The 21,258-nt window shown below is 70.9% G+C and carries 13 protein-coding genes; 2 read left to right on the plus strand and 11 right to left on the minus strand.

What is annotated here, in order from left to right; translation table 11 throughout:
• Positions 1 to 14: 14 nt before the first annotated feature.
• From CMC5_RS48640 to CMC5_RS23885, 4 genes are all read right to left on the minus strand, one after another.
• The gene (locus tag CMC5_RS48640) at positions 15 to 2,606 is read right to left on the minus strand and encodes a dynamin family protein (RefSeq protein ID WP_050432586.1); all 2,592 of its coding nucleotides are present in this window, start codon (positions 2,604 to 2,606) and stop codon (positions 15 to 17) included.
• Between the two features lie 88 nt (positions 2,607 to 2,694).
• Positions 2,695 to 4,080, minus strand: coding sequence for a cytochrome P450 family protein (locus CMC5_RS23875; protein ID WP_082362732.1), 1,386 nt, complete (start codon positions 4,078 to 4,080; stop codon positions 2,695 to 2,697).
• A gap of 341 nt (positions 4,081 to 4,421) precedes the next feature.
• Positions 4,422 to 5,018 carry a 2OG-Fe(II) oxygenase gene (locus tag CMC5_RS23880; RefSeq protein WP_050432587.1) on the minus strand — a complete coding sequence of 199 codons (597 nt, stop codon included), beginning with the start codon at positions 5,016 to 5,018 and terminating at the stop codon, positions 4,422 to 4,424.
• 22 nt (positions 5,019 to 5,040) lie between these two features.
• Positions 5,041 to 5,976, minus strand: a complete 936-nt coding sequence (locus CMC5_RS23885) for an ornithine carbamoyltransferase (protein ID WP_050436090.1) — start codon at positions 5,974 to 5,976, stop codon at positions 5,041 to 5,043.
• A gap of 487 nt (positions 5,977 to 6,463) precedes the next feature.
• Here CMC5_RS23885 and CMC5_RS23890 point away from each other — a divergent pair, with 487 nt between their 5' ends.
• A complete protein-coding gene (locus tag CMC5_RS23890; protein ID WP_082362733.1) occupies positions 6,464 to 7,612 on the plus strand; it encodes a PLP-dependent cysteine synthase family protein in 1,149 nt (382 codons plus the stop codon).
• A gap of 133 nt (positions 7,613 to 7,745) precedes the next feature.
• Here the strand turns inward: CMC5_RS23890 and CMC5_RS23895 are convergent, their stop codons facing one another.
• Both CMC5_RS23895 and CMC5_RS23900 read right to left on the minus strand, forming a co-directional pair.
• On the minus strand, positions 7,746 to 8,360 hold the full coding sequence (locus CMC5_RS23895; RefSeq protein ID WP_156338834.1) for a hypothetical protein: 615 nt from the start codon (positions 8,358 to 8,360) through the stop codon (positions 7,746 to 7,748).
• 80 nt (positions 8,361 to 8,440) lie between these two features.
• The gene (locus tag CMC5_RS23900) at positions 8,441 to 9,613 is read right to left on the minus strand and encodes a glycosyltransferase (RefSeq protein ID WP_050432589.1); all 1,173 of its coding nucleotides are present in this window, start codon (positions 9,611 to 9,613) and stop codon (positions 8,441 to 8,443) included.
• Between the two features lie 142 nt (positions 9,614 to 9,755).
• On the opposite strand from CMC5_RS23900, the gene CMC5_RS23905 reads away from it, so the two are divergent.
• Positions 9,756 to 11,126 (plus strand): MFS transporter, encoded by a 1,371-nt coding sequence (locus tag CMC5_RS23905; protein WP_050432590.1) that lies wholly within the window; start codon positions 9,756 to 9,758, stop codon positions 11,124 to 11,126.
• Positions 11,127 to 11,888: 762 nt separating this feature from the next.
• On the opposite strand, the gene CMC5_RS23910 is transcribed toward CMC5_RS23905, so the two are convergent.
• The 5 genes from CMC5_RS23910 to CMC5_RS23930 all read right to left on the minus strand — a co-directional run bounded on the left by CMC5_RS23910 (position 11,889) and on the right by CMC5_RS23930 (position 21,239).
• Positions 11,889 to 12,422, minus strand: a complete 534-nt coding sequence (locus tag CMC5_RS23910) for a Uma2 family endonuclease (protein ID WP_342673899.1) — start codon at positions 12,420 to 12,422, stop codon at positions 11,889 to 11,891.
• A gap of 372 nt (positions 12,423 to 12,794) precedes the next feature.
• Positions 12,795 to 13,892 carry a DegT/DnrJ/EryC1/StrS family aminotransferase gene (locus CMC5_RS23915; RefSeq protein ID WP_050432592.1) on the minus strand — a complete coding sequence of 366 codons (1,098 nt, stop codon included), beginning with the start codon at positions 13,890 to 13,892 and terminating at the stop codon, positions 12,795 to 12,797.
• A 79-nt stretch (positions 13,893 to 13,971) separates the two neighbouring features.
• Complete coding sequence (locus CMC5_RS23920) at positions 13,972 to 14,385, minus strand: sugar 3,4-ketoisomerase (protein WP_050432593.1); 414 nt, start codon at positions 14,383 to 14,385, stop codon at positions 13,972 to 13,974.
• 8 nt (positions 14,386 to 14,393) lie between these two features.
• Entirely contained in the window at positions 14,394 to 15,359 is a 966-nt protein-coding gene (locus CMC5_RS23925; RefSeq protein ID WP_050432594.1) for an ornithine cyclodeaminase, read from the minus strand.
• A 108-nt stretch (positions 15,360 to 15,467) separates the two neighbouring features.
• Entirely contained in the window at positions 15,468 to 21,239 is a 5,772-nt protein-coding gene (locus CMC5_RS23930) for a type I polyketide synthase (protein ID WP_050432595.1), read from the minus strand.
• Positions 21,240 to 21,258 lie beyond the last annotated feature (19 nt).

A 21,258-nucleotide genomic window follows, 5' to 3' on the forward strand; every position in this document is an offset into this window, starting at 1 on the left:
CGAGCGCGCCCCTTTCAGCTCGAGAACCGCACCTTCTCCTCGGCCCCTTCCCCGAGCGCCGCCTTCACCGCTTGCGCACGCAGCTCCAGCGCAGCGCTCGGCGGCGACGGCACCACCTCCTCCGCCTCCGAGAGCAGCGCCAGCGCGAACGCGTCCACCGCCGCCTCCACCACCCCCTCCAGCGACTGATCCGAAAGCTCCGCCGGCGCCGGGTGCACCGACACCACCCCCATCAGCACCGCCCGCACCTGGGCCCGTGCCCGCGCCTCCGCGCGCCCCTCCACCGTCACGCCCTCGGGCATGAACGGCTGCGCCACCTTCGCGATCTCCACCGACAGCGGCCCGGACAGCCGCGCGATGAACCGCTCCTGCGCGTACGCCCGCATCCCCGGATCCCGGTGCTTCCGCTCCTCGGGCAGCTCCGCGATCGGCCGCAGATCCAGCGCGAGCTGCCGCCGCGCCCCGCTCACCGCCTGCTCGATCGTCCCCGCCAGCGCCCGCCGCTCCCGCCGCAGCGCCACCCCGGCCGCGCGCAGCCCCTCCGCCCGCGCCCGCGCCCGCCGCGCCGCCTCGCGATCTTCGGCCGCCCGCGTCGACGAAAGCGCCTCCAGCTCCGTCGCGATCTGCGACGCCTTCCGCCGCAGCCCCCGCTCCCGCAGCGCCTCGCTGTGATCCACGATGTGCTCGCTGAACAGCGCCTCCACCGCGGCCCACCCGCTCTCCACGAGCGCCGCCTCGTCGCCCATCCGCCCCTTCAAGGACAGCTTCGCCGAGAACGCGATCGGCGCCGACAGCGACACCAGCCGCGTATCGGCGAGCCCTTGCCGCACGTGCTCCAGCACCTCCGCGAGCCCCCCTTCCCGCAGCCGATCCGCCTTGTTCGCCAGGATCTGCGTCGGCACCCCCAGCGCCTGCAGGTCGGCCAGCACCTTCCGCTCCGACTCCTTCATCGGCGACGTCGCATCCAGCAACCACACCGCCACATGCGCCTCGTCGAACGCCTGCCGCGCCCGTGCCGCGTGATCCGGATCCGGCGCGTTGAACCCCGGCGTGTCCAGGATCTCCACCCGCTTCAGCCGCTCGATCGGCGCGTAGATGAACACCCGCTCCGGCGCCGCCCCCTCCGCCTCCAGCGCCCGCAGCGTCACCTTCAGCTGCCCGTGCGGCACCACCCGCTCGTGCGCCCCCCGCGCCACCACGCGCGCGAACGGATCCGGCGCCCACGCCACCCAGTGCATCGTCGCCGTCGTCGGCAAGACCCCCGTCGGCGCCACGTCCTCCCCGAGCAGCGCGTTGATGAACGTGCTCTTCCCCGCGTTGAACTCTCCCACCACCGCGACGCGCAGCGGGCGCTCCCGCTCCACGGCCAGCGCCTCGATCGCCGCCACCAGATCCAGCCGATCCAGCGCCCGCGCCGTCCGCCGCAGCTCGCTCAGCACCTCGGGCCACGAAGCGGGCGAGAGCGCGTCGAAGTCGGCCCCGGGCTCCGCCAGCGGGATCCACCCACGCACCACCGCGTACCGGAGCTCGTCGGCCCACCCCGCGCTCTCCCCGACCACCGCGTCGAGCGCGTCCAGCGCGCGCTCTCCTTGCCCCGCCGCCGACAGCCGTACCGCCTCCACGATCTGCCAGAGTTCCGCCGGGAGCAGCGCGCGATCCCGCGCCGCGAGCAGCTGCAACGCGTCCAGATCCCGCGTCTCCACCGACAGCCGCAAGAGCGCCACCGCGGCAGCCCGGTCCCCTGCCGCGAGCCCTCGCGCCAGCGCCTTCCGCGCGTCCTCGCGCCGCCCCTCCGCCGACGCGAACGCCGCCGCCCACGCCGGCTCGTCGAACACCCCGAGCGCCCGCACCACCTGCCGCGCCCGATCCACCACCACCACGTCCCGCGACGCCGACACCATCGCCGCGCACAGCGCCGCCGCACCAGGCGCCTCCAGCAACAGCCCCCGCAGCCCCAGATCCAGCGCCTCCTCCGGCCTCCCCTCGATCAGCGCCAGTTGCGCCCGCACCAGCGCCGAGCGCCCGTCCACCGGCGCCGCGTCACCGAGCGACCCCGCCGCCTCCCGCGCCGCCTCCACCTCCCCGCGTGCGAGCGCGCACTCCGCCCGCCGCAGCGCCACCGAGGGATCCGGCGCCCCCAGCCCGCTCGGGATCCGGTCCAGCCACCGCTGCGCCCGGTCCGGATCGCCCCCTGCCAGATCCAGATCGCACAGCTCCAGCAGCGCCTCCCGCCCTGCTTCCCGCTCCTCGGGCGCCGACGCCGCCCGCTCCAGCGCGTCCCGCGCGCCAGCCCACCCGTTGCGCAGCCCTGCGCGCCCCAGCCGCAGCCACACATCCGCGCGCCACGGCACCTTCTTCGACAGCTCCCCCAGCGCCGTCACCGCCTCGTGATCGAGCCAGGCCTCCTCGGCCGCCTCGGCCCACAGCGCGAACCCCACCGCCGACCCTGGCAAGCTCGCCAGGATCGTCCGCGCGTGGGCGCGTGCTGCCAGCGGATCCCCCTTGGCCAGCGCCGCCTCCGCGGACAGCCGCTCCTCTTCGAGCCCCAGAGCGAGGATCTCCACACGACCGAAGAACCGAGAAAGCGCCTCGACGAGCCTGGCCATGGCCGAGATGAAAGGCCCTTCTCGGTGGGCGGATCAAGACCGAAGGCACGGCCGCGCGGACGGCACGGCCCCGCCTCGGCCCTGCGGCTCAAAACAGCACGGGGATCTCGTCGAACCCGCGCAGCACCTTGTGACCCCAGCTCATCTCCTCCGCCGGCCGCGAGAGCCGGAGCGACGGAAAGCGATCGAACAGCACCTCGAACGCGATCTGCCCCTCCAGCCGCGCCAGTGGCGCCCCCAGGCAGAGGTGGATTCCCCGGCCGAACGCCACGTGCCGGCCTGCATCGGGTCGCGTGATGTCGAAGGCCTCCGGGTGATCGAACCGCGCCGGGTCGTGGCTCGCCGCCGCGAGCCCGCACATCACCCGGCTCCCTTTCGGGATCACCGTCCCGGCGATCTCCACGTCCTCCTTCGCGATCCGCCCGGACACCGTGTCGACCGGCCCCCAGAACCGCAGCGTCTCCTCCACCACGCCGCGCGACAGCGAGGGCGACGCCTTGAACCGCTCGAGCTGCTCGGGGTGCGTCAGCAGCGCGAACACCCCGTTCCCGATCAGGTTCACCGTCGTCACGTGCCCCGCCACGTAGATCAAGAAGACCATCGACAAAAGCTCGTCCTCGCTGAGCGCATCCCCCTCCTCCTTCGCGTGCACCATGCGGCTGATCAGATCCTCCGCCGGCCGGTCGCGCCGCTCGACGAAGAGCGCGCGCAGGTACGTCGAGAACTCCTGGAGCTTCCCCAGCGCCGCCTTGTCGAGCCCCCGGCTCCCCCGGTTGATCAGCAGATCCTCCGTCCAGTGACGCACCCGATCCCGATCCGCCTCGGGGATCCCCAGCAGCTCGCTGATCACCGTCACCGGCAGCGGGTACGCGAACGCCTCGACGAGATCCATCCGGCGCTCTCCCGCCTTCTCCCCGCGCGCCGCCGCCGCCGCCTCCGCCTGGTCCAGGAGCCCCTGTGCGAGCTGCACGATCCGCGGGCGCAGCGCCTCCATCGCTTGCGCCGTGAAGCTCGGCTGCACCAGCTTCCGCAGCCGCGTGTGGTCCGGCGCGTCGGTCGTGAGCAAGCTGTCCCGCAGCGGCTTCAGCTCCTCGGCGACCACCGGCTCCTCCGCCAGCTCCTCGGCCGACTTCAGCGCGTGCGGGCACGACGAGAACCGCTCGTCGCGCAGCGCCTCGAACACCTCCGCATACCGGCTCAGGAAGAACACCTCCTTGCCGTAGATCTCCTGGAACGCCGTGCGCCCCTCCGGGTTCTCTTCCTCGTCCGATCCCGTGCTGACCGGGATCGCCACCCGCACCACCGGCCCCTTCTCCCGCAGCGCCTCGTACGCCTCGTACGCCCCTCCCAGGAACTCCGGATCGCCCACGTTCAGCACCGGGATCGACTCACCGCCCTGCGCGTCACGCCTCGACACATCCTCCGTCACGGCACGCAGCGCGCGGGGCTGCTCCTGACTCGCTCTCGTCTCCATGGTGTCCCCCCTCGTTGGTCCCCTGGCTTGAACGGCAGGAGCCTCGCCCGCAAGGCACGAGACGCCCTTTCGCCCCGCGCAAAGCCTCGCATGACCCGCCCGAGCGACCCGGGCGCACCCAGGACGCGAGCCCACGGTGACGCTGTGAGATCAGGTCAGAGACCTGCCCACGCATGAGGTGCCCGGCCTGCGGACGTCCCCCTCACCGGAGCCTCGGATCCCCTGCGCCACGCAGCGACCCGCTCCTCGACGGCCGTGAGCGGTCGAAGCGCACGCATCGGCGCGGAAAGCATCAGGTGGATGCGCACACGTCGGCGCATCGGCGCGTCGCGCGGAAGTCGTCAGTTCGACGGCCGGTACAGCACATCCGAGCGGAGCACGTACTTCGTCCCTCGCGTCACGGACTCCCCCGCGTGGAGCACCATGTGCTGGAACAGGAGCGCCGTCCCCGTCCGGGGGACGATCGTCCGCTGCTGCTCGGGGAAGGTCGTCGCCCCGCCCTCGAACCCCTCGTTCAGGTAGACCATCAGCGTCAGCAGGCTCTTCGCGCCGTCGTCGCGGAAGTACGACTGATCCTGGTGCAGCCCGAAGTGCTGGCCCACGTCGTAGCGGTAGATGCGTGCCGGCACGTGCACGCCGACCACCTCCATCGGCACCAGGGAGCGCCCGTGGACTTCTGCCTTCATCTGCCGTGGCACGTGCGGCAGGACCCGTCGGTACAGCTCCTCCGAGATCGCGGGCTTGCGCAGCACGGCCAGCAGGTTGTTGCGGATCCGCTTGTCCACCACCCGCCCCGACGCGCTGTTCACCGTGCTCGGGATCCAGGCCTCGTCCGGTACCCCGGAGAGCAGCTCGGCGCATTCCGCCGCGGTGTACAGCGCAGGGACGGTCCAGATCAGGGGATGCGTGAAATCGTAGTGACCGGCGTACATCCCCATGGCTATTTTTCGACCTCGTCGATTACACCTGCCGCGCGCACCACAGGAGCACGGCCATCGCGCTCGTCATCTTATGGTACGCCTGACGGAAAGCAATGCTCTGCGGGCCGTCGAGCACCTCGTCCACCACCTCGTAGCCGCGCATTGCGGGCAGGTCGTGGAAGAACAGCGTCCCCTCGGGCCGAGAGACGCGGCGCATCACTTCCTCGGTGATGGTGTACGGCCTGAACTTGTCGAGCCAGTCCGTGTCCTTCTTCGACGCGCCCATCGTCAACCAGCGCGCCGTGTAGACCACGTCGACGTCCTTCGGCAGGTCGTCCATCCGGTGGTGCTGGGTGACGCTGGCCCCGCGCTGCGCCGCGAGCGCCTGAGCCTGCTTCACCGTCTCCTCGTCCAGCCCGTAGCCCGGCGGCGTCACCAGCGTCAGCCGCATCCCCGGCGTGAGCCCCACGGCCAGCGCGAGCGCCGAGGCCGTGTTGTTCCCCTCGCCCAGGTAGAGGATGTGAATGCCGTCGAGCCGCCCCTTCGCCTCCTTGATCGCGCTCAGGTCGCCGATCACCTGCGTCGGGTGCTCATTGTCGCTCATCGCATTCACCACCGACATCACGCCCTGGGCCCCGAGCGCCTTCATCTCGTCGACGGATTCATTCGTCCGCACCACGAGGATGTCGAGGAAATTGGACAGCACCCGGCCCGTATCGGCGAGCGTCTCGCCCGTGACGATTTGCAGATCATTGGGACCGTACGCAATCGTGTGCGCGCCCAGCTTCATCGCCCCGACGGTGAACGCCGTGCGCGTCCGCGTCGACGATTTGCGGAAGTAGATCCCGACGACCTTTCCCTCGAGCGGCTGTCCTCCATCCCACTTCCCCGTGGCGATATCAGTGGAAAGGTCCACCAGACGTGCCAGGACGTCGGGGCCCAGCTCGGCAATCGAGAGGACGTGTCGCGCGCTCATCGCTTCGTTTCCTTCCGTGGCGTCGATCATGAGGGGAATTTGCGCGAGGTGCTGCGTCACCCGAGGCCACGCGGCAGCGTTCGCGATCCCGTGAGCGCGTACCTCAGCCGTGCTGGGCCCGTCAAGCGCCGCCCCGAAATGCCCCATACGCGACGCCATGACGCGACGCCATGACGCGCACGTCGACGCCATGACGCGCGCGTCGGTCGACGCATGACGCGCACGTCGGTCGACGCATGACGCATGACGAACATGCGCATCGACACACGGAAGACACACATCGCGACGCATGCGTGAAGCTCCGCACGACGTGCGCACGCGACCATAACCTTTTCGGGAGCGCGGGCCCCAAAGGGGATGACACAGGATGTGCGTTCCGTTAAGTCTTTCTGTATCGCGCCGCTCCCGTGGCGAAGCGGCGGATCCCCAATCGACGGCCTGCGCGGGTGATTCGACTTCCTGCCGCGCACCAGGGTGAGGACACAGCATGCGGGTGGAGCAAGAGACGCCGAAAGAAAACATTCAGCGAGAGCGTACCCAGTCACTCCGCGGCGCGGCCGAACCAGCGCCGCGCTCGGCGGATCCAGCGCCGCGCTCGGCGGATCCAGCACCGCGCTCGGCGGATCCAGCGCTGCGCGTCTGCGACAGCGTGCTCGACGCCATTGGTAACACGCCTCTCATTCGGCTCTCGAAATTCATTCCGTCACCGAGCCCCCAGTGTTTCGTCAAGTTCGAGGCGATGAACCCCGGAGGCAGCTCCAAGGACCGATCCGCGCGCGAAATGCTGCTCGCGGAGGAGCGCACCCGCGGCCTCGAACCCGGCGCCGTGGTGATCATTTCCACGTCCGGCAATATGGGCATCGGCCTGGCGATGATGTGCGCCTACAAGGGCTACAGGCTCATCGCAATCGTCGACCCCAAGATCTCTCCGGTCAATGAGAAGATTCTGCGCATCTACGGCGCGAAGATCGTCAAGGTCGTGGAGCGCGATCAGCACGCCGGGTATCACCTCACCCGCCTGAAGAAGGCCGAGGAGCTGCGCAACAAGTACCCGGACGCGATCTACATCGACCAGTACGACAACCAATGGAACGCCGAGGCCCATTACCGCACCACGGGCCCCGAGATCGCCCGCGCCCTCGACGGCAAGGTGGCCGCCATCGTCATTGCCGCAGGCACTGGCGGCACGGTGATGGGCATTGCGCGCTATTTCAAGGACCATTACCCCGAGACGCACATCTGGGCCGTGGACGAGCATGGATCGCTGGCGCTGCCCGCGAACAGCATCCCCCAGCCGCGCTATCTCAATGGGATGGGCGCGAGCCAGCGGCCCGCGAATTACGACTACCCCACCTTGCCGAAGTACCTCGACAAGCAGCACTACGTCGGCGCGGCCGAGTCCATCCAGGCAGCGCTCGATCTCGCGCGCACCGAGGGCATCCTCGCGGGCGGCTCGGGTGGCGCGGTGGTGACGGTCATGAAGAACGTCATGCGGCACGCTTACCGCAGCGACCAGAACGTGGTCGGCATCCTCCCCGACCACGGTTCGCGCTACACCGCCGACTTCTTCGACGAGGAGTGGCTGTCCATCCGCGAGCTGCCCGTCTCGCTGGCCGTCGACGGCGACGAGCCTTGACGCGCGTCCCCCTCCGCTGACGCTCGTCTCCCTCAGCCGACGCTTGTGGCCTCACGACGGCGCTTCCGCCTTGCCGAGGCGCGTCTACCCCCCGCTGACGCTCGTCTCTCTCCGCCGATGCTCGCCGGCCTCGCTATGGCGCTTCCGCCTTGCGAAGCTCCACCGCCGCCTCACGCACGAGGAGTGCGTCCGGGCCTGCGACCCGCAGCATGGCGCGCACCACGTCCCCCTCGCGCTGCCCGGTCAAGATGCCGGTCATCGCAGCGGGATCGGTCGGGTCGTTGGGGTTCACCGAGGCACGGAGAGCACCGTCGTCGAAGCGGCCGGTGATCGTCGCCGCGCCCAGCGCGCCTTCCGCCTTCCCGCGCACCTCGCCGCCCGGCTCGATGGTCAGCGTGATGGTGCCCGGCCCTGCGGCGACCTTGCCATCGTCCTTCTGGCGGGCCTTGTCGCTCACCTTCGCGGGGTAGGTCACGACGCCCTTCTTCGCGTCGTACTTCCCTTGCCATTGCTCGACGAGTGGCGCCTTCGCCGCCGCGGCGGCCGACGCGGATGCAGAGAGGCCTGACGCGCTCGCGCTCACGCCCGCGCTCACGCTCGCGGCGGGCGGGGCCGCAGCGCCGCTCGCAGCCGGAGGCGCCTCCTGCGCCGGCTTGCCGTCCTCGCATCCTGCACCGATCGAAGCCAGGCCCATGACCGCGAGCAAGAGCAGGATGCGCGGTTTGCGGGTCGCGTGCGTCGCGTGCATCGCATGCAATGCCCGTCCTGCCTGCGTCGCGGGCGGCACCTGTCCCGCCTGCCTCACCTTCGTCCGGGGAAACCCGTGCATCACGCCACGCCCTTCTGCGAGAGGCCTTCCAGCAACGAGACGACATGCTCGGGCCCGGGCATCGCCGCGATGGCCTGCTTCACGGCGGCGGCGCGCTCGCGGTAGCCCTTCTCGGCGAGCATCTGGCGGACCTGGGCGCGGAGGGTCTCGGCGGTGAGTTCGGCCGGCACGATCGACGTGGCCACGCCGAGCTGGGCGCAGCAGCCCGCCTGGAAGGGCGCGTCTCCGCCCACGGGCAAGAAGAGCATCGGCACGCCCATCGACAGCGCGGCCATCACCGTGTTGTAGCCGCCGTGGGTGATCACCAGATCGCAGCGCTCGAACATCAAACTCTGCGGGATGTAGGGCTCGATGTGCACGTTCGCGGGCTGCGGCCCGAAGCGCGCCGGGTCGAGGTTGCGCCCCACGGTCAGCACCAGGTGGATCGGCTCGTCGCGCAGCCCTTCGAGCAGCGCCTCGAAGATGCCGGGCGTGCTGTTGAACACCGTCCCGAGCGAGGCATAGACCGTCGGCACGTCCCCGAGCTGCTCGGTCCACGCGGGGAGCTTCGCGCCGTCGATGTTGTCGAAGATGCAAGGGCGCACCGGCTGGCTGATGGGCAGGAGCGGGATGTTCTCCGGCTGGTAGCCCGTCGGCAGGATGTGCAGGTAGAGGTCGCCGTACATCCGGATCATCCCCGGATCCGGCGGCAACCCGTGCTCGATCCGCAGCGCGTCGAGCATCTGGTTGAAGCCGAAGTCGCGCAGCATGTCGGTCGGGTAGAACAAGCTGATGCCCGCCGTGGCGAGCGGCACGCCGAGGATCTCCGCCGCGAGCGAGCCCGCAGGCTCCCAGTACTCGCGCACGATCACGTCGGGCGCGAACGCCCTGCCGGCGGCCACCAGATCCGGCAGCATCGCCTTCAGGCCGACGTTGTAGAAGATGTTGAGGAAATAGCCCGTCTGCGCGTCGACGCTCAGCCCCTCGAACTCGGGGAACGATGTCTCCGGCGCCGACTCGAGCCAGTCGATCCCCACCGGAATCGCCTGGAACCCTGCCGCCTCGATGGTCGCGCAATAGGGCCGCGAGGTGGCGAAGGCGACCTGATGCCCCGCCTCGACCAGTGCGCGCGCGAACGGCACCAAGGGGTTGAAGTGACCTGCCGCAGGCTGCGTCGTGAACAGCACCTTCATGATCGCGGCGGACGCTAGCACACGCCGATCGCTGCGAGGTCTGGAATCCAGGCATTTCCGCGCTCGGTTGACGGTGCGGAGGCCGCAGATTACCCTCGGCCCCCCATTCTGACGCATTCACGGCACCCCGAGGGACCGACCGATGGACAGCCCGTCCGATAGCAGCAATGCCGGGGGCGAGCGCACCGGCGGCTCGCAAGGCAATTTCATTGCCGTCCTGCGCATCCGGGATTTCAGGCTTCTATGGCTGGGTCAGCTCATTTCGCAGACGGGCGATTATTTCGCCTATACCGCGATGATGCTGGTCGTGAGCCGCTTCTCCACGCTGCGTGGCGACGGCGAGGGCGATCTGGCCCTGGCGATCTCGTCGCTGATGATCGTCGCCGCCGTCCCGCGCCTCCTGTTCGGTGCGCTCGCTGGCGTGTTCGCCGATCGCTGGCCGCGGCGCCGCGCGATGCTCTTCTCGGACGTGCTGCGCATGGGCATGACGCTGCTGCTCATCCCGGCGTTCCTGTTGAAGAGCCTGACCGCGGTGTACCTGCTGGCGTTCCTGATGTCGACGGTCAGCACCCTGTTCACCTCGGCCAAGGGTGCCGTCTTGCCCCTGCTCGTCCCGCAGGAGCAGCTCATGCCAGCGAACACCATCTCGCAGGTCTCGATGATGGCCGCGAACTTCATCGGCCCTGCCCTGGCAGGCGCCGTCTTCAAGATGCTGCCGAGCGAGAAGCTCTGGATGGTGTTCATCCTCGACTCGTTCTCGTTCTTCGCTTCCGGCGTGGCGCTCTGGCTCATGTCGACGGCCGGAGACGTGCGCACCGACCGCGCGAAGCTCGCCACGGCGGGCGGCCCGCTGCGCCGCGTCGTCGACGATCTGCTCGTCGGCCTCAAAGCGCTCACCCAGAACCGCACCATCTCCGCCCTGGCGATCGTCTGCACGATCTCCTTCTTCGCCGCCGGCGGCCTCCAGGTGCTGTGGTTCGTGCTGCTCAAGACGCGCTACGGCTTCGTCCAGGAGAGCGAGCTCGCCTTCCGCAACAGCATCGTGGACATGGCGTTCTTCACCGGCATGGTGCTGGCGAGCGTCGCCGTGGGCAACGTGCTCTCCAGCGCCGCCCCGAAGTGGCTCATCTTCTGGGGCCTCGTCGTCAGCGGCGTCGCGACGGCGATCGCCGGGCACATGCCGAGCTACTGGGGCCTCGTCGTGTCGGTCGTCTGCCTCGGCCTCTTCGTCGCGCCCATCCAGGCCGGCATCAGCACGCTGACGCAGCTCGTGGTGCCGAACGATCAGCTCGGTCGCGTCGGCGGGAGCATCAGCACCGTCACCGAGGCGGCGATGATGAGTTCCCTGGCGCTGGCGGGCGTCGTCCCGAAGACGCTGGGCCTGGCGAACACGTTCCTCGTCGCGGGGGCGCTCTGCTGGCTCGGCGCCCTCCTCGCCTGGATACGGTTGCCGGCGGTCAAGGCGCAGCGCAACGCGCCCACGGTGACCCCCGGAGAAGCGCAGCCTGCCTGATCCGCGGTGGGCTCCCCCACCTCAGTCCATCGTCGACCTCACCTCGGCGCCCTCGACCCGTCCACCGACGGGTCCTCGCCCAGCCCACCGTGTCCAGGCCCCTTTGACCGGTCGAACACCCCCAGGTCACACGTGCAGCACCCCCTTTGGCCGGTCGAACACCCCCAGGTCACACGTGCAGCACCCCCTTCGACCGGTCGAACACCCTCAGGTCACACGTGCAGCACCCTCTTTGACCGGTCGAACACCCCCAGGTCACACGTGCAGCACCCCCTTTGACCGGTCAAACACCCTCAGGTCACACGTGCAGTACCCCCTTCGACCGGTCGAACACCCAGAGACCACGCGATTCCCCCTGGAAAACGCACGCTCAGCCCCTCTGGGACCCGCCTCGCAGGCAGCCGGCAGAGGGGTCGATTCTGCTCCGGACGCGACGAATTGCGTCCACGCGAGATGTCCGTAGGGCAGATGGACACATCCATTCCGCCACGAACGGTTCGGATCGCATCCCAGGATGCCTGACAGGCGCACCCGACGAGGAACGGGTGACGCCGATTCCGACGGGATGACCGTCCGGTCGGCTGGAGGGTCGTCCGTTCGGAGGGAAGCCCACAGGTCTTCCGTCCAGCAGGTGGATCAGCGAGCGGCAGGTGCGTCTGTCAGCGTCACGACCGCTCTCGTCGCCCCGCGCTCATGGCACCCGTGTGGGCACGGCTCGGTGCCGTCCGCGACTTTGCCTGGGTCGGGTGAGCCTGTGCCGCCTCAGCCTTCGTGGCCGCGAGGTGCAGGGAGCTTCTCGTCCCAGAGGATCGAGAGCGGCAGCTCGATGGCATCGAAGGGCGCGGCCCGCACGACCACATCGCCTTTGACCAGCAGCTCGGTCTCCCATCGCTTCCGAGGGCCCAGGTGCTGGACCTCCAGCGTGCGCTTGATGGGGTCGACCAGCCAGACCCAGGTCACGCCTTCGCGGGCGTAGATCGGGAGTTTGTCGAAGCGGTCGTCGGTCGCCGTGCTCGGGGAGAGCACCTCGCAGATCCAGTCCGGAGCGAGGGAGATCGCCGCCGTGCTGGGTCGGGTGGGCATCCGCTCCCGACGCCAGCCGGCCAGGTCGGGCACCAGCACATCGCTGTCCAGATGCAGCTCTGGCTCGTCGAAAATCCACCATCCCCCCGGACCACCCATCCCGAGCCGGAACGGGGAGCCCAGCATCATCCCCAACGTCGAGGAGACACTCACGTGTGGCGTGGCGGGGCGCGGCGACATGAAGAGGGTGCCCGCGATGATCTCCCCAACCATGTGCGGAGGTACAGCCTCGAGATCGGCGTACGTGGCAACAGCCGGTAGTTTCTTCGCCGGTTCAGCCATTGCGGTCTCCGAGGGGTCTATTTCCTTCCAGCATGGTCATCGACGAATGGCCGCGAGACGCGCGCTGCCTGTTTCTCGGCATTTTCGAGGTCGCTGAGGGGTCTCGGGACGGGGTCTCCAGAGCGTAGAGGACTGTCCGACGGCTATCAACACGTGTTGGTGGTGTGTCGGCTGGCACGATGGGTCGCTGGGAGCCGGCGACGGTGACGTCTGGCCGCTCGGGAAAAGCGTGGCGGACGGTGACGACCGGCTGCGCGTGACGGCTTTCCGCCCGAAGCGCAGACTTTTCCCACGCAGGCGCGCTCAAGCGAAGCGATGGATCGCCTGGATGACGTGCTCCACGGCGTCGTCGGCGAGGTGCGGCCCCATCGGGAGGCTCAGCACTTCGGCCGCTAGACGCTCGGTGAGCGGGAGCGGGGGGAGGCCTGCGAGATCGGCGTAGGCGCCAGCGCGGTGCGGGGGGACGGGATAGTGGATCTGCGTGCCGACGCCCTCGCGCTGGAGGTGCGCCTGGAGCGCGTCACGGCGGGTCGAGCGGATCACGAAGAGGTGCCAGACCGGCTCGGCCCACGCAGGGACGTGCGGCAAGACGAGGCCGGGAACGTCGCGCAGCGCCTCCAGGTAGCGCTGGGCGATCCGGGCGCGGCGCGCGTTCCAGGTGTCCAGGTAGGCGAGCTTCACGCGCAGGAAGGCGGCTTGCAGCTCGTCGAGGCGGGCGTTCATGCCGATCACGTCGCTGTGGTACTTCACGCGCGAGCCGTAGTTGCGCAGGGTGCGCAGGCGATCGGCGAGGTCGGCGTCGCTCGTGACCACGCCGCCGGCGTCGCCGAGGGCGCCGAGGTTCTTGCCCGGGTAGAAGCTGAAGCCGGCGGCGAGGCCGAGGCTCCCGGTGCGCCGGCCGCGGTAGCGCGCGCCCTGGGCTTGCGCGGCGTCCTCGATGACCAGGAGGCCGTGGCGGGCGGCGAGATCGAGGATCGGGTCCATGTCCGCGGGCTGGCCGTAGAGGTGCACGGGCAGGATGGCGCGGGTCTTCGGGGTGATCGCGGCGGCGAGGCGCGCAGGGTCGAGGTTGTGCGTGCGTTCGTCCGGCTCGACGGGGACCGGGGTCGCGCCCGCGTGGGTGACGCCGAGCCAGGTGGCGATGAAGGTGTTCGCGGGGACGATGACCTCGGCGCCAGGGCCGATGTCGAGGGCGCGCAGGAGGAGCACGAGGGCGTCGAGGCCGTTGCTGACGCCGATGCCGTGCGTGGCGCCGCAGTAGGCGGCGAACTCTTGCTCGAAGGCCTCGACCTCGGCGCCGAGCACGTACCAGCCGCCCTCGGCGACGCGGGTGTAGGCGGCGTCGAGCTCGGCGCGCAGCTCGTCGTGGGCGGGGCGCAACTCCAGGAACGGGACCTTCATCGCATTGTCTCCAGAGCGTTCGGGCGGCGCTGCGCCTTCATCCGGCAGGCAGCGTGAGGGACCGGGCTGCGCGACGTGCTCATCGCGATGCCCGGGTCGCGGCGAGGAAGGTTTCGTGATCGCGGATGTACTCGGCCTCGTCGTAGGGTTCCGAGGCGAGGATCAGGCACGCGGCGCCCGGGGAGAAGTCGTACAGCTCGCGCCAGAGGATGGGCGAGAGGTGGAGCGCGCGGGTGGGCGAGTCCAGGAGGAGGTCGTGCTGGGTCTCGCCGTCGTCGAGGCGCATGCGGAAGGAGCCCGCGAGCGGGATGAAGAGCTGCTCCAGTCGTCGATGGGCGTGGCCGCCGCGCTCGGTGCCAGGGGGGACCTGGCAGATGTAGTAGACGCGGCGGATGGCGAACGGGATGTCGCGTGACCCCTCGACGAAGCCCAGGAGGCCGCGCGGGTCTCGGTGCGAGGGGACGTCGAGGAAGCGGAAGGCGCCGAGGGGCACGAGGGGTCCTAGTCGAGCGTGGTGCCGACGCCCTGGGCGCGGGCCTTGTCGTGGAAGTGGCGGGCGATGGCGATGTCGAAGACGGCCATGCCCATGGGGTTGAACAGGATGGGCTGGGCGGGCGCGAAGCCGGCGAGGGCGCCGTGGCAGACGACGTCGACGATGCTCTTCGTGCCCTCCTTGGTGAGGCCCTTCTCCTTGTGGAACACCTCGATGTCGGTCGCCTCGCGGTTCACCTCGTCCCAGTCGTCGACGATCATGGCGTCCTTCATCTGGTCGAAGACGTGGACGGTGTAGTCGCGGAGCGAGACGTTGAGCTGGAGGGAGCCCGGCTTGGCGGGGCGATCGATGTAGGGCGCCGAAGAGACGGTGCAGGTGATGAAGACGTCGGCGTCGTCGTAGGCCTCCTGCCAGGAGCGGACGAGGCCGACGTGCTCGGGGAGCTGGCCTTCGGCGTGGAGGTCGATGGAGCGGGGGTCGTAGATGGAGACCTTGCGCAGGCGGGCGCCGAGCAGCTCCTGGCACATGGCGAGGTGGTAGCGGCCGATGGGGCCGAAGCCGGTGATGCCGACCTTGACCTCGTCGGGGGTGCGGAGCTGGTCGAAGAGGCGGAGGAGGAGTCCGCTGACCGAGGCGGTGCGGATGACGCTGAGCAGGGCACCGTTGACGATGCAGATGGGCGCGCCGGTGTCGGCGTCGTTGACGACGACGACGCTGTGCGCGCGCGGGATCTGGCGGTCGAGGTTGCCAGGGAAGCTCGCGATCCACTTGATGCCCGCCGCGTTGACGTCGCCGCCGAGGAAGGCCGGCATGGCGATGATGCGGTTCACGGGGTTGCGGTAGCGGAGGTACGGCTTGATGGGCTGCGCGAAGTCGCCGCGATCGAGGCAACGGACGGCGTGGTCGATGGAGGAGATGGTCTCGTTCCAGTCGATGCCGAGGGTGTGGAGGTCGCGTTCGGAGAGGTAGAGCATGGGTCGTCCTGGGTCAGGGTGAGGCCTTGGGAGCCGTCGTCCTCGGTCGGCTCGGGGCCTCGGGTCCGTGGGGTACAGCGAAGGTCGCGGCGCGCGTCCCGTCGAGGCTCATAGCTCGATTTCCACCATGTCGTCGTCCTCTTCGACCGCGGCGCCCGAAGGATCGCCGTCGGTGCCGGAGGTGTTCGATCCGCCCGTGGGGTTCGCGGTCGGTGCGAGTATGCGCGCGAGGTGCGCCTGCTCCCACTCGGTGTGGAGGTGCGCCGCGAGGGCGGCGACGGTCGGGTGCTTCCACACGAGGGTGGAGGCGAGGCGGACGGTGAGCGCAGCTTCGAGGCGGGTGCGCAGTTCGAGGCCCATGAGCGAGTCGAGGCCGATGCTGGTCAGCGCCGTCTCGCGCTCGATCTGCGCGGGGTCGAGGCGGGCGACGCTGGCGATCTGTTCGACGACGACGCGCTCGATCATGGCGGCGCGGGCCTCTTCGGGCGCGGCGCTCAAGGCGGCGTCGATGGAGACGGCGGGTGCGGCCTTCTGCGCGCGAGGGCCGCCGCGGACCAGCTCGGCGAGGCGGGTGGAGGTGGCGGCGCGGGGGTGCCTCGACCACTGGCCGCCTTCGAGCGGGATGACGCCGATCTGTGCGGGCGAGGTGGCGCCAGCGTCGAGCAGCGCGCCGAGGATGGCGGTGCCTTCGTCGGGCTGGATGAGGCGCAGGCCGGCGTGCGCGTTGCGGGCGCTGGCGGTGTCGCGGCGGGTGAGGTCCGCGGCCATGCCGACCTCGGCGAAGGCGCTCCAGTCGATGCTGACGGCCGGGAGGCCGAGGGCGCGGCGGTGGTGCGCGAGGGCGTCGAGGAAGGCGTTGGCGGCGGCGTAGTTGCTCTGGCCCGCCGAGCCGACGAGGGACGCGGCCGAGGCGTAGAGGACGAAGAAGTCGAGCGGGAGGTGCCGGGTGAGGGTGTGCAGGTGCCAGGCGCCGTCGGCCTTGGGCTCGAAGACACGCTGGAGGCGTTCCCTTCGCTGGGTGAGGAGGGTGCCGTCGTCGAGCACGCCGGCGGCGTGGAGGACGCCGCGCAAGGGGGGCATGGCGACCGCGGCGGTGTCGAGCATGGCGGCGACCTGTGCGCGGCTGGCGACGTCGGCCTGGGCGGTGACCACGTGGGCGCCGGCTTCGCGCAGGGCGCGCAAGGCGTCGATCTGCGCCGGGGTGGTGGCGCCCTTGCGCCCGACGAGCACGAGGTGGCGCGCGCCGCGCCCGACGAGCCAGGCGGCCGCCGAGAGGCCGAGGCCGCCGAGGCCGCCGGTGATGAGGTAGGTGCCGTCGTTGCGGATCGGCGTCGCGTCGGGCTTGGCGGCGCCACGGCGCGAAAGCGGGCGCTGGGCGAGGCGGCCGACGTGGCGGGTGCCCTCGCGGAGGGCGATCTCTTCGTCGGGGCCGTCGGTGAGCAGCTCCTGCGCGAGGGCGCTCACGAGCGCGTCCTTCGTGCGTGAAGCGCTGGAGGCGCTCGAAGCGCTGGAGGCGCGCGGGGCGTCCGCGGCGGCAGAGGGCGGCGCGAGGTCGACGAGCTTGCAGGAAAGCTCGGGGTGCTCCAGGGCGAGGGTGCGTCCGAGGCCCCAGAGGGGCGCTTGCGCGACGGCGACGGGGGCGGTGGCGTCGCCGAGGCGCTGGGCGCCGCAGGTGACGAGCCAGAGGTGGGGCGTCGCAGGGCGCTCTCGTCGGGCCAGCGCCTGGGCGACGTGGAGGGCGCCGGCGAGGACGTCGAGGGGGAGCGGCGCCGCAGTGGTGGCGCGTGAGGCGTCGGTGGCGAGCGCGGTGTCGGGCGCGGGCGCGTCGAGCTGGGCGTCGACGCCTCGGAGGTACACGACGCCGTGCAGCGGCTGCGGGAGATCGCGCTCGATCGCGTCGAGGAGCCCGTCCATGGCCTCGGGCTGCGCGAGGGGGGCGGTGTAGTGGTGAGGGGCCGTGCGCGCGAAGGTCTCACCGCTGGCGACGCGCGCGCAGGTGTCGCCACGCGCTTCGAGGGCGGCGGCGAGCGGCGCCGCGAGGCCTTGCTGGTCCTCGACGAGGAGCCACGTGCGAGGGCCGGTGGACCCGGTGGGGGCCGCGACGAGCGGCTCGGGGCGCCACACGGGCTCGTAGAGCCAGCCCGACCAGCGAGAGGCGCCGGTGGCGGCGAAGTCCTCACGGGTGGCGCGCTTGAGCCGCAGCCCTTCGATCTCGGCGATCACGCGACCGCTCGCCTCGAACACGCGCAGGTCGACTTCCTGGACCTCGGTGATCTTGGTGTTCGCCTCGGGGCGGGCGCGGAGCACGGCGTGGCTGAACAGGGGGCCTGCTTCCGTGCGGCCGTGGAAGCGCAGGCGCTCCAGGGCGAGCGGGATGAAGGCGGCGTCGGCGTCGAGCGAGGGCAGCGCGCCGGCGACCATCTGGAAGCAGGCGTCGATGAGCACGGGGTGGAGGAGGCCGAGGTCTTCGCCGAGCGCGGACGGGGCGCGCAGCTCGGCCAGGGCCTCGCCGTCGCCGCCGTGGAGGATGTGCACGCCGCGGAAGGCCTCGCCGAGCTGGACGCCGAGGGGCCAGAGGGTCTCGTAGATGGTCTCGGGAGAGACCTCGCGGGTGCAGCGGGCGCGCACGGCATCGAGCGCGGGGGGCGCGTCACCAGGCGCCGCGCTCGGGGGAGACGGCGCGCGGAGCACGCCCGAGGCGTGGCGGCGCCAGGTGGGTTCCGTCTCGTCCTCGGCGGTCTGGCTGGCGACCTGGAAGGGGGCGCCGCTCGGGTCCACGCCGTCGAGGGCGAGGTGGAGGCGGACGGCGTCGGGCACGACGAGCGCTTGCGGGAAGACGACATCGTCGAGCACGCAGCCGCTCTGCCCGAACAGGGTGTCGCCCGCGCAGAGCAGGAGCGCCAGGTGGTACGCGCCCGGGACCACGACGTCGCCGTAGATGCGGTGGTCGTCGAGGTAGGGTGTGAGCGCCGGGCTCACCGACGAGACGAACTGCACCTCACGCCCCGGGCTGGGGAGCCGGCGCCCGAGCAGCGGGTGGGCGCGCGAGGTGGACGAGGCGAGCTGCGCCAGCGGGTCGAGGGGCGGGAGCTCCAGCCAGCAGCGCTTGCGCTCGAAGGGGTAGGTCGGGAGCGGGAGGCGCTTTCGCACGTACGGCATGTCGAAGCCGCGGAAATCGACGGCCACGCCGCGCACGTGGAGCTTGCCGAGGCTCTCCAGCAAGATCTCCCAGTCGTCGCGCCCGCGGCGCAGCGAGGGCAGCCAGAGGGAGGCGCCCTGAGGCGCGCACTCCATGGCCATCCCGAGCAGCGTGGGGTGCGGTCCGATCTCGACGAAGATCTCGCACCCGCGGGCGGCCAGGGCGGCGACGCCCTCGGCGAAGCGCACCGGCTGACGGATGTGCTCGCGCCAGTACGCGGGCTGGGCGATCTCGTCGCCAGCGATCGCGCCGGTCACGTTGGACGCGAGGGGAACGTTCGGCGCAGTGAGGCGCGCCTCCTCGACGATCCGCTCGAAGGCGTCGAGCATGGGCTCCATGAGGTGCGAGTGAAAGGCGTGCGAGACGCGCAGCGGCTTCACCTCGGCGCCGCGCTCGCGCAAGGTGGCGCACGCGGCCTCGACGGCGTCCCGCGCGCCCGAGAGGACGACGCTCTCGGGGCCGTTCTGCGCGGCGATGGAGAGGCGATCGGCGTACGGGAGCATCGCCGCGCGCACGGTGGCGACGTCGGCGCGGACCGAGGCCATGGCGCCGTCGCCGGGCAAGGCGCTCATGCGCTGGCCGCGCTCGACGAGGAGGCGCATGCCGTCCTCGACCGAGAACACGCCGGCCACGCAGGCGGCGGCATACTCCCCCACGCTGTGACCGAGCACGGCGTCGGGGACGACGCCCCACGAGCGCCACAGCATGGCGAGGGCGTACTCCAGGGCGAAGAGGGCCGGCTGGGTGTACACGGTGTCGTCGATGGTGACGCCGTCCGCCCCGCCGAAGAGGATGGGCTGGATCGAGCGCGCGGTGAGCGCGTGGTAGATGGCGTCGCAGGCGTCGAGGGCGGCCCGGAAGACGGGCTGCGTGTCGTAGAGCGCCGCGCCCATGCCCACGTACTGGGCGCCCTGGCCGGTGAACAGAAAGGCGATCTTCGGCCGCCGGGCGGTGGGATCCGCCGCGCCGAGGAGGCAGCCCGCGGGCAAGCCGGCGGGCGGGATCGTCGCGCGCGCCGGGGCGCTCGCCACGGAGATGGGCAGCGCCGCGAAGGTGCGCAGCGTCTGCTGGAGCTCGTCGCGCGTGCGGGCGACGAACGCCAGGCGGTGGGTGAGGTGGGTGCGCCCGCTGGCCACGGTGTGACAGACGTCGGCGAGCGACGCTTCGGGATCGGTGTCGAGGTGCCTTTCGAGCCGCCCGGCTTGCGTCCGGAGCGCCTCCGCGCTGCGCGCCGAGAGCGTGAAGAGATGTGCCGGCCGCTCGGCGGGAAGCGACGCCGGGACCATGACGGGCGTGGGCTCGTACGGGCGGGGGGCCTCCTCGACGATCACGTGGGCGTTCGTGCCGCTCAGGCCGAAGGCGCTGACGCCGGCGACGCGCGGTCCATCGTCGGACGGCCACGGGCAAGCCTCGGTGGGCACCCGCAAGGCGAGCGCCTCCCAGGCCACGTGCGGGTTCGGCTTCGTGAAGTGCAGGTGGGCCGGGATGGTCCGGTGCTGGAGGGCGAGCACGACCTTCATGAGGCCGGCGATGCCCGCCGCGGGTTCCAGGTGGCCGATGTTGGTCTTGACCGATCCGACGAGGAGTGGCGCGGCGCCAGTGCGGTCGCCGAGCACCCGTCCGAGCGCTTCCAGCTCGATGGGATCGCCGAGCGGGGTGCCGGTGCCGTGCGCCTCGACGTAGCTCAGCTCCGCGGGCGAGATGCCGGCGTTGTCGAAGGCGGTGCGGAGCAGCGCTTGCTGGGCGTTGCCGTTCGGGACCGTGAGCCCGCTGCTCGGGCCGTCGTGGTTGACGGCCGAGCCGCGGAGAAGGGCGAGGATGGTGTCGCCCTCGGCGAGCGCGGAGGAGAGGCGCTTGAGAACCAGGACGCCGCAGCCCTCGCCGCGGGCGTAGCCGTTGGCGCTGGCGTCGAAGGTCTTGCAGCGGCCGTCGGGCGACAGCGCACGGGTCCTGGCCAGGAACACGGTGGTGGCCGGGGAGGTCATCACGTGGACGCCACCGACGAGGGCCACGTCGCACTCGCGGGCGCGGAGGCTCTGGCAGGCGAGGTGCGCGGCGACCAGCGACGAGGAGCAGGCGGTGTCGATGGACATGCTGGGCCCTTGCAGCCCGAGCACGTACGAGAGGCGGCCTGCGGCGAACGAGGCCCCTCGCCCGGTGCCGTCGTACACGTCCATCAGCTCCATGCGCTCGGAGGTCAGGGTGACCTGGCCGTAGTCGCCCTGGCTGATGCCGACGAAGACGCCGGTGCGCCCGCGCGGGAGCGCCGCCGGGGTGAGGCCGGCGTTCTCCAGCGCCTCCCAGCTCACCTCGAGGAGCAGGCGCTGCTGCGGGTCCATGCGCTCCGCCTCGCGCGGCGAGATGCCGAAGAACGCCGGGTCGAACCCATCGACGGCATCCAGGAACCCGCCGTGCCGCGTGTAGGTCTTGCCCACGGCGTTCGGGTCCGGATCGTAGACGGCGTCGTGGTCCCAGCGATCGCGGGGCACCTCGCGGATCGCGTCGGTGCCGCGCACGAGCAGCTCCCAGAAGCGCGCCGGGGTGTCACAGCCGCCCGGAAAACGGCAGCCCATGCCGACGATGGCGAGCGGTTCGCTCTTCTCCTCCTCGGACGCGCAGAGTCGGGCTTCGAGATCCTGGATCAGCAGGAGGGCCTGCTGGATCGGCGAGATTTGCGTCATGTCGCGGCTCGGGGTTGGA

The organism is Chondromyces crocatus (genome assembly GCF_001189295.1).
In the GTDB taxonomy this organism is placed as follows: Bacteria; Myxococcota_A; Polyangia; order Polyangiales; family Polyangiaceae; genus Chondromyces; species Chondromyces crocatus.